Raw genomic sequence first — 15,894 nt, forward strand, 5'->3', positions numbered from 1 at the left:
GCACGGGCCGGGCGAAGCCGCTACGTCGCGCGGGAAAGCAGCGGGGTCCACATGCGCGGCGTGCCCTTCGATTCAGGGCGGCGCACCGGATCCTTTCATGGACTGAACGGATCTGGCCGCATTCGGCGAAGCACCCGCCGGCATCCGGGTAGAGATCAACCAACGGAGTGAACGAAACCGATGATCTTCAGTCAGTCGATGCGGCGCGGCATTCTTGCCGCCGCAACCGCGCTCATTCTCGTCCCGGCCGCAGCCGTCGCCCAGGAACCCGCAGCCCAGACGCCTGCCGGGCAGGACGCCGCCGACGAGAACATCAGCGAAAGCCACCTCAACGCCGCACGGGCCGCCATCACGGCGATCCACGCGACCGACCAGTTCGACGAGATCCTTCCGAACGCGGCCACCCAGATCAAGTCCGAGCTGATCGCCAACCGTCCCGACATGGACGCGAAGATCTCCGACATGGTCGATGACGCCGCCCTCAAGCTGGCGAGCCGGCGTGCCGACCTCGAAACGGAGATCGCCCGGATCTACGCCCGCATGTTCACCGAGGACGAGCTGAAGAGCATTGCCAGCTTCTACACCTCCGAGCCCGGAAAGAAGCTTCTCGAGCAGGGACCGCAGGCGACCCGCAGCATGCTGCGCGCGGCCGAGGTCTGGAGCCGGGGCATCGTGCGCGATCTGCGCCAGACCGCCTTCGACGGGTTCCGCGAGATGAACGGTGGCGAGGCGCCCGCGGCCGATGGCTCTGCGGGCGGCCAGAACTGACGGTTCGCCGGGACGCGGGCCGCGCGGTGGGGACGGCTCCGGCTTTGACGGCGATCTGCCGGTGCGTCGCATGAGGCAAGGCCCGGTCGCCTGTCGTCTCAGGGGCGCGCCAGCATGCAGGCGCTGAACGGATTCGTCGGTGCTGGCTCCCGTGATCCGGTGATAGTCCCGCCCTTTTGGGCAGTGTTTCTTTGCCCGCGCGACATTTGCGGGCCAGCGAGCGGAACGGCAAACCATGCCCGCATATGACTACGATCTCTTCGTCATCGGTGGTGGCTCGGGCGGCGTGCGCGCGGCGCGTGTCGCCGCATCGCTCGGAAAGAGGGTGGCGATTGCCGAGGAATACCGCTTCGGCGGCACCTGCGTGATCCGAGGCTGCGTGCCGAAGAAGCTGTTCGTCTATGCCTCGCAGTTCCCCGAGCATTTCGAAGACGCCAAGGGCTTTGGCTGGTCGGTCGGGGAGAGCCGCTTCGACTGGTCGAAGCTGATGGCGGCCAAGGACAAGGAAATCGAGCGGCTGGAAGGTCTCTATCAGACCAATGCCGGCAAGGCGGGTGCCGAAACGATCACCGACCGTGCGGTTCTGGAAGGTCCGCACGAGATCCGCCTCGTCGGCTCGGGTCGAACGGTCACCGCCGACAAGATCCTGATCGCCACCGGGGGGCGGCCGAACCGCTTTCCCGCCATGCCGGGCGCCGAGCATTGCATCACCTCCGAGGAGGCGTTTCACCTGCCCGAGCTGCCGAAGCGGATCGCCGTCCTCGGCGGCGGCTACATCGCGGTGGAATTTGCCAACATTTTCCATGGCCTCGGCGTCGAGACGGTGCTCGTCTATCGCGGCAAGGAAATCCTCCAGGGCTTCGACGACGATCTGCGCCATGAGCTGCACGAGGCGATGGAGCGCAAGGGGCTGCGCGTCCACTGCTGCGACACGTTCGAAAAGGTCGAGATGCGCGGCGACGGCACGCTCGCGGCCACCTGCAAGAGCGGCGAGGTGATGATCGTCGATCAGGTGATGCTGGCGATCGGCCGCACGGCGAATACGGAAAATCTCGGCTGCGAAAAGGCCGGCGTCGAACTCGACGAGCGCGGCGCGGTGATCGTCGACGAGCATTCCCGCACCTCGGCCGAAAACATCTACGCCATCGGCGACGTCACCCACCGTGTGCAGCTGACGCCCGTCGCGATCCACGAGGCGATGTGCCTGATCGACACGCTCTATCGCGACAAGCCGACAAGCCCGGATTACGGCGCAATCGCGACGGCCGTCTTCTCCCAGCCGGAACTCGGCGTCGTCGGCTTGAGCGAGCAGGAAGCCGCCAAGCGCTTCGCGGACGTGGAGATCTATCGGGCCTCCTTCCGGCCGATGAAGGCGACGCTTTCCGGCCGCAGCGAACGAATGCTGATGAAGCTCGTCGTCGATGGTGAGAGCCGCCGGGTTCTCGGCGCCCATGTCCTTGGCGCCGACGCCGGCGAACTGGCCCAGGTGCTCGCCATCGCCGTGAAGGCGGAGCTGACCAAGGACCAGTTCGACGCCACGATGGCGGTGCATCCGACGGCGGCCGAGGAGCTGGTGACGATGTACCAGCCGAGCTATCGCCTGAAGGACGGCAACCGGGTCTAGAAGAGGCGTTGCAAGGGCCGCCGGCCGGCCGTCCAAGACCGCCTGATCGTCAGCGTTCCCTTTAGGCCGCGGGAAAATGGTGGAGTTCGATGTCGCGCGGAACGGCGTCGTCGCCATTGATGGCGATGATGTCCTGCGGGCAGGCGGAGACGGCGAACAGACAGTCGATCTCGGCGCGCAGGGTGACGGCAGCGCCGGGCTCGGCCTTGCTCGGATAGTCCTTGAAGACGGCATTGTCCTCGACCACCGTGTGCATGAAGAGGTTCCACGGCGTCGGCACGTGGGCGAGCTCTCGGCCGTTGGCCTTCATCACCGCACGCAGATTGTCGCTGCAATTGGCGTGATAGTCGGTCGTTTCGTAATACAGCCGGTAGCTTCGGTCGCAGCAGGCGGGGCACTGGGTGTCGTGGACACCCGGCGAGGTGTCGGCGACGAAGGTCAGGATCTCGCGCAGACGGTTCGTGACCAGCGCGTCGCCGGGCCGAAACATCAGCCGGTAGTGATGGATGCGCGAATGCTCCATCGACATGTATTCATAAGGGTCCTCGCCGCTGGTCGGGAAGGCCCAGCTATCGACCACCTGGCCGCCATGGACGTTGACGACGCTGACATGGTCGCCGGCCTTCAGGGCAACGCTGCCGCCGGTGCGGGCCTTGACGGTGGTGACGATGGGGGGCGTGCTCATCGGATGCTGGCCTTCGCTCAATAGTCGAATTCGTGGTGCCAGGTCTTGGAGAAGACCGGCTTGTCGTTCTCGAAGGCGTCGTAGCTGGATTTGAGATGCAGCCGGCCTTCGATCACGGAGACTTCCGTCAGGGCCTCGAGCCTCACTGCCCATCCCGGCCGTTCGAACCGCTGGATGCTCTCGAAATAGGCCCGCGCCGAGGTCGGATCGTCCGGCAGGATCGTGTAGCCGTGATTGGTGACGTCGCCGAGGGTCAGCCCCTCCTGTCGCCAAAGCTTCGGCCCGCCTTTCTGCTCCACCGTCGTGCGGCCGGTCTCGGCTTCGATCGTGACCGTTCTCCTGATCGCGCCGGCCTCGATCGTCTCGCTGGCGATCGGCGCTGCCGATACCGGCGGGCCGAAGGGGGCGTTCTCTTCGACCGCGTCATCCGGCCGCGAGGGCAGAAGCAGCGACGTCGCGTCAGGGTAAAGCGTCACGGCGCCGGCTTTCAGCTCCGGCCAGACCATCGGCCAGTAGCTGGTCGAGATCGCCACCCGCATTCGCCGGCCCTCACCGAAGCGATAGGCAACGCCCTTCAAAGGAATCTCGGCGGAGAACCGTTCGCCCGCGGCGATGCCCTCGGGCCGGGTGATGCGACGAATGGCGAAGGTGACGCGCGCCGAGCGGCCGCTTTCGTGGATCTCGTTCAGCCGGACGATCACCGTCGCCTTGTCGCCGTCCATGGCAAGATCGAGCCGGAGGCGGGGAATTCCGAACGCTTCGAGCGGGCGCGCCAACCTTTCGGTGTCGAAACAGACCGACAGCGCGTCGTCCATCCGGCCGTCGCTCTGAAACTCCGGCCCGTCGCCGCCGCCATCGAGGGGGCACCATTCGCCGCCGAGAGCGCCGAGGGTCTGGGGCGTGTCGATGCGGATCGGGTCGGTTTCGGCGGCCGCGGCGGACGTCAGCCGGCCGTCGGCGACGTGAAACACCGCCGGTTCGCCCTCGGCCGGCCAGCCGGACACGGCAACGAAGCCGCCGCCGATCTCCGGCCTGCGCGGATGCGGAACGAGATCCTCCCCCATCCACAGCCTGAGGCGCGGCTCGTCCATGATGCCGGTGTCTTCGCCGCAGAGCCAGTGCTTCCACCAGCGCAGGCATTCGTCGAGGAAGCCGATCTTCGGGCCGGGGATGCCCCAGTTGGGATAGATGTGGGTCCACGGGCCGATCAGGCCCTTTCGCGGGCAGGAGAGGTTTTCCATCAGCCGCAGCACCGGGTCCGAATAGCCGTCGGTCCAGCCGGTGGCGGCGTAGACGGCGCATTCGATGTCGGCATAGTTCTCGCAGATCGAGCCGTGCTTCCAGAATTCGTCCCGCTCCATATGGGCGAGCCAGCCTGCCAGTGGCGGTTCGAGATGATCGAGGCGGTTCTGCCAGATCTCGCGCCAGCGATCGCCGACATGGGCGGGGTCGGCCGGCCGGCCGAGCTGGCTGAACAGGCCGGCGCCCCATTGGATGCCGTCGATGAGGAGGCCGCCGCCCATGAAGTGAACGTCGTCGCTGTAGCGGTCGTCGGTGGAGCAGCAGGTGACGATGGCTTTCAGCGCCGGCGGGCGACGCGCCGCGATCTGCAGGCCGGCGAAGCCGCCCCAGGAAATGCCGATCATCCCGACATTGCCGTTGCACCAGTCCTGCCCGGCGAGCCAGGCGATGACTTCCAGGGCATCGTCCTGCTCCTGGCGCAGATATTCGTCGCGCAGCAGCCCCTCGGAATTGCCCGAACCGCGCAGATCGACGCGGATCGCGGCGATGCCGTTCTCAGCGAAATAGCCGTGCATCATCGAATCCCAGATGGCCGTCAGATCCGACTGGCGATAGGGGATCCACTCCATCACCACCGGCGCCGTCCGGCCGGGCTGAAGCTCCGGCAGCCAGAGCCGCGCGGTCAGCCGCGTGCCGTCCGAGAGCGGGATCACGATCTGGCGAAAGGGCGCGGGCGATTGGCCCGAATGGGTGTTTTCCATGGAAAGCGTCTTTTGAGCGAGCGGTCGCCGGCGCCGCCGTCAGCGGCAAGCACTGGCCGGGACACCGGGCAGGATAGGGTTTCGTCCTGAAAAGGAAGAGCGCCGCCGCGGCGCATGACGCGTCGCGGCGGCTGGGTCTGTCAGCCGATGCCGATCAGCTCTTCACGGCCATCTCGCGCAGCACCGGCCACTGGCCGTCCGGCGTGAAGGCCGGCGTCAGCTCGGGGGCCGAGATCCAGGCGTTGACGCCGTGATAGAGCGGCACATAGGCGCCGGTCTCTTCGAGCTTGTCCTGAAGGTCGCGATACATCTTCGCGCGCTTCGTCTCGTCGGTCTCCTCGACGGCCTTGGCGTTTTCCGCGTCCCAGCTCTCGTCGCAGGTACGCTGGAAATTCCATTCGCCGACCTGGCCACAGGTGAACCACTCCGTCACCCAGCTGGGGTCGGGTGCCGTCGTGAAGGTGTCGATCCAAACTTCGCTGGTCTTCCAGCCGCCGTTCTTGTCCTGCATCTGGGCGTCCATGGTGGCGTCGTCCATCTGGCGGACCTTCAGATTGATGCCGACCGCCGCGAGCTGCGCCTGGATTACCTGGGCGGCGATCAGCTGGTCGGAATCCATGCCGAGCACGCAGGTCAGCGACAGGCCCTCGGCGCCGGCCTCGGCGAGAAGCTTCTTCGCCTCCGCCTGGTCGAACGGATAAAGCACCTTGTCGCGCGCGCCGAGCAGTGGCGGCGGAACGAGGCCGTGAGCCGGCTCGATGGCGTCGCCGAAGGTGGCCGAGACGACTTCCGGCACATTCACCGCTCGCTGGATCGCGCGGCGCACCTTGACGTCTGAAAGCTTGGGATTTTCGACATTCATGCCGAGCCAGGTGTAGGCGAGCGCCGGACGAACCGTCAGTGTCGCCTTGCCGCCCTTGCGATCGGCGATCGAGGAGATCTGGATCTGGGTGCAATCGAGGTCGCCGGCGTCGAAGGCGGTTTCGGCCGCGATCTTGTCCTGGATCGGGAAGAGCTGGATCTCCTCGAAATAGGGCTGAGGCCCGACGAAATCGGGATTGCGCTTCAGCGTGATGCGCTGGCGCGGCTGCCAGTCGGCAAAGGTGTAGGGGCCGGAGGTCGCGAAAGGATCGGTCTCGATCTTGCCGCCATTTTCCTCCAGCGCCTTCTTGCACACGATGATGCCTGAAGCGCGGGGCAGGGTGCTGGCCAGGAGCGGGGCGAAGGGCTTCGTCATGTGAATGATGCCCGAAAGCTCATCCGTCACCTCGACATGGTCGAGGGCTGCCCAGTCGGATCCATAGATCGCATCGAGCTTCTCGTCCTTGAACCGCTCGAACGAGTATTTCACGTCCTCGGCGGTCACGTCGCCATGGCCGTTGGTCCATTTCATGCCGGGCTTCAGCGAGAACTTGATCGCCATCGGATCGGACGCGTCGAAGCTCTCGGCGGCGTCGAGCTCGTATTCCCATTCCTTGCCGGCCTTGTACTGGATCAGGCTGGAGAAGATCGCGAACATGATCGTCTCGTCGTACCAGCCGGAGCGCATTGCCGGATCGATGTTTCGGATGTCGCCGTCATTGCGGATCTTCAGCGTCTTGCCTTCGATCGCAAAGGCGGCCTTCGGGCCGAGCATGTCGGCGCCGATCAGGCCGGCGGTGCCGATGGCAAGGCTTTTCAGGATCGTGCGGCGGTTCATCGGGGTGAAAGTCATCAAGTCTCCGTAAGGGTCGTTCGGGTTTGGTGAGCGCGGGGCGAAAGTCAGGCGGCTTTCGCCTCGCGCTCGACATGGAGGTCTTCGTGGCCGCGCGGGAAATGGCAGCGCACGGTGTGGCTCGCGCCGAGCTCACGGGCGGGCGGAGCCTCGCGCCGGCAGATGTCGCGGGCGATCGGGCAGCGCGTGTGAAACTCGCAGCCCGTCGGCCGAATCTTCAGGCTCGGCGCCTCGCCCTTCAGCCGGGTCGCCGGCTTGCCGGGCGAATGGGCGTTCAACAGCGCGTGGGTGTAGGGATGCGCCGGATCGGAAAACAGCGTCTTCGTCGGCGCGGTCTCGACGATCCTGCCGAGATACATCACCGCCACCCGGTGGGTGACGTGCCGCGCAACGGCGAGATTGTGGGTGATGAACAGGAAGCTGATGTCGTCGGCCGCCTGGATGGCATTGAGAAGATTCAAGAGCTCGCCCTGGACCGAAAGGTCGAGGCCGGCGGTCGGCTCGTCGGCGATTACGAGCTTCGGCCGCATGGCGAGGGCGCGCGCCACCGTCACGCGCCGCGCCTGACCGCCGGAAACCTGATGGGGAAAGCGATCGGCGAAATCGCTTGTCAGACCGACCTCGGCGAGAAGCTCGCGGGCCCGCCGTCGCCGTTTGCGACCGGAGATCGGGTGGAGCAGGCCGGCATCGACGGCGAGGGGTTCGGTGATGGCCGAGGAGAGGCGCATGCGCGGATCGAGGGCGGCGACGGGATCCTGGAACATGAAGCCGACATTGCGGCGCAGCGTCTTCCAGGCCCGGTCCCGCCGGCTCGTCACCGTGTCGCCGGCAAGCGCGATCTTGCCGCCCGACAGAGGAGCAAGCCCGGCGATCGCTCGCCCGAGCGTCGTCTTGCCCGAACCCGATTCGCCGACGAGGCCGAGTGTTTCGCCGGCCTCGACCGCGATGCTGACGCCATCGAGAACGGTGACCTCGCCCGGCGCGCCCTTCAGCCGGTCGAAAATGGTTCCCGACGGGTAACGCACGACCAGATCCTTCACCTCAAGCAGCGGCATCGGCTTCCTCGATCAGATGGCAGGCGACACGTGAAGGGCCGGCGGCGGTCAGTGCGGGGGCTTCGCGCCGGCACCGGGCGAAGACCTTCGGGCAGCGGGGCGAAAAGATGCAGCCCGGGGGCAGGTCCGTGGGCTTCGGTACCGTTCCCGGAATGGTCGGAAGATCGCCGGAGGTCGTCTTGATGCGGCTCGGATCGCAGGCGAGCAGCGCGGCGGTATAGGGATGGCGCGGCCGCTCCATCACCTCGGCCACCGGACCGGATTCGACCAGCTCGCCGGCATACATGACCGCCACGTCGTCGCAGAGCCGCGAGACGACGCCCATGTCGTGGGTGACGAAGACGATCGACCCGTCGACGGCGCCGCGCATGTCGCGGATGATCTCGATCACCTCCGCCTCGGTGGTGGCATCGAGCGCCGTCGTCGGCTCGTCGGCGATGAGAAGCCGCGGCCGCACGAGAAGCGCGGCGGCGATGGCGACGCGCTGGCGCAGCCCGCCGGAGAGCTGATGCGGATATTGCTTCATCCGCACGTCGGCGTCGGCAATGCCGACCTGTTCCAGCATCTTCTTGGCGTTCTCCAGCTTTTCACGCCGCGAGCCGGCAAGCCGGTGCTGGAATTCGAGAAGCTGGCGGCCGATGCTGACGACCGGATTGAGAGCCGTGAACGGGTCCTGCGAGACGGTCGCCACGGTTCGCCCGCGCATGGCCCGTCGCTCTTTCGGCGTCAGCCCGTAGAGGTCGGCCCCGTCGATGAGGATGTGGCCGTCGATCCGGCTGGAGGCCGGCAGAAGCGACAGCATCGCACCGACGAGCGAGGATTTGCCCGAGCCCGATTCCCCGACGAGACCGAGAATGCGCTCGCGCCCGACCGCAAGATCGATGTCGCGCACCGCGGGCACGGGTTCCTTGTCGCCGGCATAGGTGATCGAGACATTCTCGATCTTCACGACGTCTTCCATCCGCTATCGCCCCTTTCCGCTCTTGGGATCGAACACGTCGCGCAGCGCTTCGCCGAGAAAGGTGAAGGCCACGGTGGCGACGATCACCGGAAGGCCGGCGGCGACGGCGATGTGGGGCGCCTTGCGAATGTAGCTGTAGCCATCGGACAGCATGGTGCCCCAGCTGGCGTCCGGCGGCTGGATGCCCTGGCCGAGAAAGGACAGGCCGGATTCGATGCCGATCACCGCCGGGATGTCCATGGCGATGAGGACGATCAGCGGGCCGATCAGATTGGGAACGAGATGGGTCAGCGCGACCCTCAGCCTGGAGGCGCCCATGGCGTTGGCGGCGGTGACGAAATCCGTCTCGCGCAAGACCAGCACCTGATTGCGCACCACGCGGAAATAGCCGGGCGCCATGGAAAAGGCGATGACGCCGATCAGCGTGTTCATGCTCGGACCGTAGATCGCGACGACGGCGAGGGCGAAGAGGATCATCGGCAGCGAGCGCACCGAATCGCAGAAGATGACGAGGACGCTGTCGATCCAGCGCGGCCCGAGCCCCGCGATGATCCCCAGCATGGCGCCGAGGCTGAGCGCCGCCGTCGTGCCGAAGAGCGAAACCTTCAGCGCGACGCGGGCGCCGTAAAGGACGCGGGAGAAGAGGTCGCGGCCGATCTGGTCGGTGCCGAGGAGATGCGCCCAGCTCGGACCCTCGAAGCGGATCCGCGGCGCGATCGCGATGGGATCATAGGGGGCGATGAGCGGGGCGAAGACCGCTCCAAGAACGAGGAGCGCGACGACGGCAAAGGCGATCGCGCCCTGGGGGCTCGAAACCATCCGCTGGAAGCCTTTGGCGAACGGGCTTTCGGCAAGGGGGCGGCGGGTTTCGGGCGGTGCTGCCCTGTCTTCGGCGATCGCCATCGATCAGCTCTCCTTCCGGATGCGCGGGTCGATCAAGGCGGCGATCATGTCGGTGGTGAAGTTGGCGATCACATAAAGCGCCGTGGTGACGACGACCGTACCGAGCAGCACCGGAAAATTGCGCTGGACGACCGCATCCTGAGCCAGCGAGCCGAGGCCGGGGCGGGCGAACACCACCTCCACCAGCACCGCGCCGGACAGAAGATTGCCGAGGCCGACGCCGATGACCGCCACCACCGGGATCATCGCGATCGGCAGGGCGAACCGGAGCGCTATGCGGAAATTGGAAATGCCGAAGGCCCGGTAGGTGCGGACGTGATTTTCCTGCAGGGTCTCGAGCAGCGAAGCTCGCACGAGCCGGGCGATATAGCCGACCCAGGCGAGCCCGACGGCGAGTGCCGGGAGAATCAGATGCATCAGCCGGTCGCCGAGATCACCGCCGTCGCCGGCGCCCATCGCCGGCAACCATCGCAGCGTCACCGAGAAGATGATCAGCGCGTAGATCGCCAGGAGAAAGGCCGGCATCGCGATGACGCTGGTCGAGAAGAGGCCGATCAGCCGATCGAGCCAGCCATTGGGTTTGATCGTCGACAGGCAGCCGAGCGGAATGCCGAGAATAACCGCCCAGCCGAGACCGGTAAGAGCAAGAATGGCGGTGTGCGGCAGCGCGCTCATCACCAGCTGCAGCACCGGCTGGCGGGTCAGGAGGTCGGTGCCGAGATCACCGCGAAGGACATTGCCGGCGAAATGCCATCCCTGGACCAGCAGTGACTGATCGAGCCCCATCTCCTGGCGAAAGGCGACTTTCTGCGCCTCGCTGGCGCGGGGGCCCAGAGCAATCGTCGCCGGATCGCCCGGCACGAGATATATCAGGCAGAAGATGATGGTGATTGCTGATACAAGAACGCAAATGGAAAGCAGGATCTGTCGAAGCGTAAAACTGAGCAACAAAAACACTCACGACTGACGGTTGCTTTTGGGCCCGCCGGCGCGGCGAACGCAAATTGGACGGCATCGATATATGATATATCGGTGAGCTTAGAACGTATTGTGCGTCCAATCAAGTTTGGCCGCGAAATTGTGCCGGAATATGCGCCGCGGACGCCCGGTGATGAGGCATCGGTCCGGGGCGGCGCGCCCGTCGGAACGGGGCGGGCTCCCCCCAGTGAGGGGGAGCCGGGGTCTGCGTCCGGAAGGACGCAGAAGGCCCTAAAGTGCCGCCATGTAGGTCGGCAGTTCGTCGAGGCTGGGAACGACGATCATCTTCTTGATGCGGCCGCGCTTGAAGGCGGCGAGGAAGCGATCGTAGTGCTTGAAGACGACGCAGCCGTTGGACTGGGAGCGATCGCCACCGCCGATATACATGTAGGGATGGGCGAGGAGGCCGTCGCGATTGTACTTCTTGCGGCCGTCCGCCGGCAGAAGGCGGATCGCCTCGGCGCCGTGGAAGCGGGCTTCGCGCATCCGCAGATTGTAGACGTTGGGCGGCGTCGGGCCGCGGTTCTTCTGGGCGACGTAGCGCGGCTTGTCCTGCATGTGGCCAAGGCCGGAATGCGCCTCGAGCTTGCCCTCGCCGGGTAGATAGACCGTCTGAGCGGAGATATCGTAGACGGCGACACCGAGATGAGCCGGAGGGAGCTTTGCCGTGCCGCCGCCTCCGAACAGTCTTTCGAAGAAGCTGCCGCCGGTATCGACATCGCGGCCCGGCGCGCTCGGCGGCGTGCTTGCGACCGCCGGAGCCTGGCGTTCAGCCGGGCGCGTGGCCTGCTGCGGCTGGGCCTGCGGGCTGGCCACGACCGGCGGCTGGTAATTCGGCCGGCGCTCGGGCAGCGGCACGGCCAGCTCCGTCATCTCCTCCGTGGCCGTGCCAAGCGGGCCGGGCATGTCATCCGGTTCGAGGCTGGCGACTCGAACCTCACGGCCGGGCTGGGTTTCGGGCCGCGACACGGGGAGCGGAACGGAGGCTATCACATCCGCCTGTGCCGGTTCGGCGGCCTCGGTCGCGATCTCGGCTTCGATCTCCGGCCGCAGCGACGGGCGCGGGACATCGGGCGATGCCTGATAGGCGGCCACACCGGTGCCGGCGAGCGCCGCGCGGCTCGAGGGCTGCGGATCGAAGGAGGCGAGGCGGGCAAGCGCGTTCTGGCTCGGCTCGGAATCGGACGATCTGACCGGCGGCACGGAGGGTTTGACGGCGATCGAGCCGGTCCTGTCCGTGTCTGCCGCGACCTCCGCTTCAATGGCTTTCGGGATGGAGCGCAGACGTGCGTCAGCCGAACGTTCGGGCTGCTTCGTCAGGGCCGCGACGTCGAAACCTGTCTTGCCGGGCTTTGCCGTTGCGGTTGCCATATGGAAAAGCCGGCCGCCCCGCTCCGCCAGTTCGTGTCCTGCAAGGACGGGCGCTTTCGACTGTGGCGAGCCTGAGAGCGCCAGCGTGAACAGCCGGGACGTGCGATCGTCCTCGGCCGAATGTCGGCTGGAGCGCTGGTCGAGAGCGGCAAGCCTCAACGGCCCGTCCTGCCTCGCTGCCTGTCCGGATTGCGCCACCGGGCCTGTTGCCGCGCCCGACAGATCGAGCATCGATGTCGCGACGATCGCTGCCGTTGCCGACAGGGCGACGGCGCCTGTCCATAATGCTCGACGGCTGGCACCTCGCGACATGCGCGATGGCTGGCACCCCTCGGGGCATACCCCCTGAAAGTTCTCTGCGGTCAACCGCGTCCCCCATTCGCTCTTCGTCTCGATGATCGGCGAAGGCCCCCAAGCCATCCGTCGACAACCCCTGCCGACGCGCCGATCGTTTCGTGCATCATCTGCGAATCTTGGTAACCAATTCCTTTCGTCCGACGAACTTCCTGTCATCCAGACTTATCGGCAATGGTCTGCCGATCCGCGCTTCAGGTTTATTTCGGCCCGACTATGCCAGGCCGAAAGGTCGGTCGGGCCTCGGCCGAACCGGCGATTAAGAGGCGAAATGCAGCCGCTTGATCGACAAGCGAACCGGCTGCATTTCGACCATCATAAGGTTTGAGCGCTGAACCCCTCCAGCAACTGTCAATGTAATCAACGCGAACGAAACGGCATAATTGCGGCACGTGATGCCAAAATGTCTCGCGGCGGGGCCTCATTCGCCGAGTTCCTGTGCCAGCCAGTCGACGAGCGCGAGGGTTTCGGCACGGTCGCGGCTCGCCGGGCTGACATAGACGCAGAACTCGCCAGGTCGCTTCAGGCTCTCGCCGCAGGGACGGACAAGCGCGCCGTCGGCGATCAGCCGCTCGACCGTGCGGCGCCATCCCAGTGCGATTCCCTGACCTGCAATCGCGGCCTGGAGGACCAACGGATAGCTGTCGAACGCTCTGGCGCCGATCCCGCCGCGACGTTTTCCGCCGGCCAGAGCGAAGAAATCGTCCCAGTCGAGCCAATCCTGCTGTGTCGGGCGGTGGGAGAGCAGCGGGTAGTGCGGCAGTTTTGCGAGGGGAAGGGGCGTATCCAAGCCCTTCAAGAGCGACGGGCTGCAGACCGGAAACACCTCGTCACCGACTGCAAGCGCGAGGGCATGGGCACCGGAGGCACGGCCCGCGGTCTGAATGGCGACATCGAAGGATTCCCGGCTTTCCGTCAGCGGCTGGACCGAGGATTGCAGCCGCACGGCGATCTCGGGATGGGCGGCGTGAAAGCGGGAGAGCCGCGGCGTCAGCCAGTAGAAGGCCTCACAGAGCTGGCAGAACAGGACGACCTCGTCAGCGCGGGACGCGCCGCGAAGACGGGCAGCCTCGGCCGACACGTCGCCGAGGGCGGCTGCCACCACCTGGGCAAAACGACGCCCGTCCTCCGTCAGGAACACGGCCCGGTTTCGCCGCACGAAAAGCCGGGTGCCGAGATCGTCTTCGAGAATGCGGATCTGCTTGCTCACGGCCGTCTGCGTCAGGGCGAGTTCGTCGGCTGCGAGCGTGAAGCTTTGATGGCGGGCCGCCGCTTCGAAAGGGCGGAGCGCCGAAAGCGGCGGCAGCGTGCGGCGCGATCGTTTCATGACGTCAGCTCATGCAAATCAAAGGAAAGGCCATTTGTCGCACGGATCGCCGACGTTTTGAATGACCTCATGAAATTGATCCATTACGCCCCTCTGCGGTGCTCGGGGCAAGCGTCTCCTGGCATCGGCATAGCCGCCATCCTGCTGGCGGTGTTCCTCCTGTCTTTGTCTGATGCGCTGGTGAAGCTCGCGAGCGATCGCTTCGGCCTCGCGCAACTGATCTTCCTGCGCTCCCTCATCGCCGCGGGCATGCTGATGTGCGCGACCGGCATCTTCGGTGCGAAAGGGTGGCGGCTGCACCGTCCGGTGTGGGTGACGGTTCGAAGCCTCCTGCTGGCCGGCATGTGGGCCAGCTACTATGGTTCGCTCCCCGCAATGCCGCTCGCGCTGGCGGCTGCAGCGCTCTACACCGCACCCGTGATGATGGCCTTGTTCTCTGCCTGCCTGCTTCGTGAGCCGATCGGACGGCGAGGTTTTCTGGCACTCGCAGGCGGCCTCTGTGGTGTGTTCCTTGTTCTCAGGCCGGACGCCACGAACCTTTCGCTAACGGCCTTGCTGCCGTTTTTTGCGGCAGCCTGCTACGCGCTGGCCGCAATCGTGACGCGGAGCCGTTGCGCCCGCGAGGCACCGCTCGCGATGGCGCTCAATCTCAACCTGGTCCTTGCGCTCGCCGCGGCGGTTGCGATCGCGGGCCTCGTCCTGTTCGCGCCGGTGACCACCGGGGCGGGGCGGTCTTCCTTCGTCCTGTCCGTCTGGCCTGGACTGAGCATCATGGACGCCGCCTGGATCGTCGTTCTAGGCGTGTTTATGGCGATCATCGCAACGGCGGTCGCAAAGGCGTATCAGGCGGCGCCGTCGCCGGTTGTCGGCGTTTTCGACAATGCCTATCTCGCCTTCGCCACGCTCTGGAGTGCCCTCCTCTTCAATGAAACGCCGGGCATTCTCGGCTTTGGCGGGATCATGCTGATCGCTGGATCGGCCGTGCTCGTCCTGGGCGAGCCGAGCCGAGGGGAACGAAACGCTGAAGCCTGACGCCTCGGCGAGCCGGCGCCGCTCATAGCATCTGGCGGTTTTCGAGGCCTTGCCGGCCGGACTTGCCTTCCAGCAGAAACGCCTTGGCGACGGGCCAGAGCGTATCCTGCATTTCGCGGCGGAAGAAGCCCATATGGCCGATCGCATCGCCTGCCTCCTCGGGCGTCAGCCAGAGGTCCTCGATGTCCGCGTTGGGGAAGTATCTGATGAGGGCTGCGACGGCCTCGCGGGTGCCCCAGGGATCGTCGGTGATGCCGATCGACAGGAGCGGCAGGCGGACGTCGGCGAAGCGGTTCGATTCGGGGACGGCTGGGTCGGAAAAGAAGAAATCCGGCGTCCGGCACCAGCTCGCCCAGTCGCGGAAGATCGGGCCGGCAAGCGCTGTTCCAAGACCGATCGAGGCGGGGATGTAGCCGAAGAGCCGGCCGGCGGCGAGGCCGGCGACGTTCATGCGGGCAAAGACGGTGAGCGGCTCTGACGTGCGGCGGAAGTAACCGTTGAGCGAGGCGACGAGGCAGTAGCGCTCGAAGCGGTCGGCGACGCCGCAAAGGCCGAGGGCGACGCCGCCGAAAGAGTGGCCGATGCCGACGACGGGGCCCTTGCCGCCTTCCCGTTCGAGCGTTGCGAGGGCGGCCGGAAGATCGCGCACGCCCCAATCCTTCATGCGATAGCGCTTCGCCTCGGCGGTCTTGGCCGCCGCGCCGACGCCGCGATAGTCGTAGGTGAGGACAGCCCGCGCGCCCTGTTCGACGAGATCGTTGGCAAAAGCCCGGTAGAACCGCTGCTCGACGGCGGCGGCAGCCGAGACCAGAACCGCCGGGGAGGGGCCTTCGCCGGTGAAGAGTGTCGCGGGCAATCGCACGCCGTCCTCGGTCTCGATCGCAAGCTCGCGCTGGGAGACCGGAAAGAAAGGGGCCTGGGCGGTGGCGCCGGGACGATGGGTGAAATCTGGCACGGTGCGAATGCTGGCTGACGCTTACGTCCACGTCAAGCCGTTGCCGGGACGTCATGATCCTAGCAGCGACCTGCTTCGTGGTGTTGCCTCCGCTATCGGATGGAGATCGCCCCGCCGGTCCGCAGCTTCCCGCGAAAGACCCTCAGCTTCGCTCCCTGGTATCT

Annotated in this window: 13 protein-coding genes; 3 read left to right on the forward strand and 10 right to left on the reverse strand. The window is 66.1% G+C overall.

Annotated elements, in window-relative coordinates; all coding sequences use genetic code 11:
• Positions 1 to 180 precede the first annotated feature (180 nt).
• Together J6595_RS09920 and gor are read left to right on the forward strand one after the other, a co-directional pair.
• Entirely contained in the window at positions 181 to 768 is a 588-nt protein-coding gene (locus J6595_RS09920) for a DUF2059 domain-containing protein (protein ID WP_209594314.1), read from the forward strand.
• A 235-nt stretch (positions 769 to 1,003) separates the two neighbouring features.
• On the forward strand, positions 1,004 to 2,392 hold the full coding sequence (gene gor / locus J6595_RS09925) for a glutathione-disulfide reductase (protein WP_209594315.1): 1,389 nt from the start codon (positions 1,004 to 1,006) through the stop codon (positions 2,390 to 2,392).
• Positions 2,393 to 2,453: 61 nt separating this feature from the next.
• Here the strand turns inward: gor and J6595_RS09930 are convergent, their stop codons facing one another.
• The 9 genes from J6595_RS09930 to J6595_RS09970 all read right to left on the reverse strand — a co-directional run bounded on the left by J6595_RS09930 (position 2,454) and on the right by J6595_RS09970 (position 13,743).
• A complete protein-coding gene (locus J6595_RS09930) occupies positions 2,454 to 3,077 on the reverse strand; it encodes a DUF1989 domain-containing protein (RefSeq protein ID WP_209594316.1) in 624 nt (207 codons plus the stop codon).
• A 17-nt stretch (positions 3,078 to 3,094) separates the two neighbouring features.
• Entirely contained in the window at positions 3,095 to 5,080 is a 1,986-nt protein-coding gene (locus J6595_RS09935; RefSeq protein ID WP_209594317.1) for a CocE/NonD family hydrolase, read from the reverse strand.
• A gap of 154 nt (positions 5,081 to 5,234) precedes the next feature.
• A complete protein-coding gene (locus J6595_RS09940) occupies positions 5,235 to 6,794 on the reverse strand; it encodes an ABC transporter substrate-binding protein (RefSeq protein ID WP_209594318.1) in 1,560 nt (519 codons plus the stop codon).
• A 47-nt stretch (positions 6,795 to 6,841) separates the two neighbouring features.
• The gene (locus J6595_RS09945) at positions 6,842 to 7,849 is read right to left on the reverse strand and encodes an oligopeptide/dipeptide ABC transporter ATP-binding protein (protein ID WP_209594319.1); all 1,008 of its coding nucleotides are present in this window, start codon (positions 7,847 to 7,849) and stop codon (positions 6,842 to 6,844) included.
• A complete protein-coding gene (locus J6595_RS09950; protein WP_209594320.1) occupies positions 7,836 to 8,810 on the reverse strand; it encodes an ABC transporter ATP-binding protein in 975 nt (324 codons plus the stop codon). The genes J6595_RS09945 and J6595_RS09950 overlap by 14 nt, the downstream gene beginning before the upstream one ends.
• Positions 8,811 to 8,813: 3 nt before the next feature.
• Positions 8,814 to 9,713, reverse strand: a complete 900-nt coding sequence (locus J6595_RS09955) for an ABC transporter permease (protein ID WP_209594321.1) — start codon at positions 9,711 to 9,713, stop codon at positions 8,814 to 8,816.
• 3 nt (positions 9,714 to 9,716) lie between these two features.
• On the reverse strand, positions 9,717 to 10,670 hold the full coding sequence (locus J6595_RS09960; RefSeq protein ID WP_342453148.1) for an ABC transporter permease: 954 nt from the start codon (positions 10,668 to 10,670) through the stop codon (positions 9,717 to 9,719).
• A gap of 252 nt (positions 10,671 to 10,922) precedes the next feature.
• The gene (locus J6595_RS09965; RefSeq protein ID WP_245197964.1) at positions 10,923 to 12,293 is read right to left on the reverse strand and encodes a DUF2778 domain-containing protein; all 1,371 of its coding nucleotides are present in this window, start codon (positions 12,291 to 12,293) and stop codon (positions 10,923 to 10,925) included.
• Between the two features lie 544 nt (positions 12,294 to 12,837).
• On the reverse strand, positions 12,838 to 13,743 hold the full coding sequence (locus J6595_RS09970) for a LysR substrate-binding domain-containing protein (protein ID WP_209594323.1): 906 nt from the start codon (positions 13,741 to 13,743) through the stop codon (positions 12,838 to 12,840).
• A 69-nt stretch (positions 13,744 to 13,812) separates the two neighbouring features.
• On the opposite strand from J6595_RS09970, the gene J6595_RS09975 reads away from it, so the two are divergent.
• On the forward strand, positions 13,813 to 14,775 hold the full coding sequence (locus J6595_RS09975) for a DMT family transporter (RefSeq protein ID WP_209594324.1): 963 nt from the start codon (positions 13,813 to 13,815) through the stop codon (positions 14,773 to 14,775).
• Between the two features lie 22 nt (positions 14,776 to 14,797).
• On the opposite strand, the gene J6595_RS09980 is transcribed toward J6595_RS09975, so the two are convergent.
• Positions 14,798 to 15,730 carry an alpha/beta hydrolase family protein gene (locus J6595_RS09980; protein WP_209594325.1) on the reverse strand — a complete coding sequence of 311 codons (933 nt, stop codon included), beginning with the start codon at positions 15,728 to 15,730 and terminating at the stop codon, positions 14,798 to 14,800.
• Positions 15,731 to 15,894 lie beyond the last annotated feature (164 nt).

The sequence above is a fragment of the Jiella mangrovi genome (assembly GCF_017815135.1).
Classification (GTDB): Bacteria; Pseudomonadota; Alphaproteobacteria; order Rhizobiales; family Rhizobiaceae; genus Jiella; species Jiella mangrovi.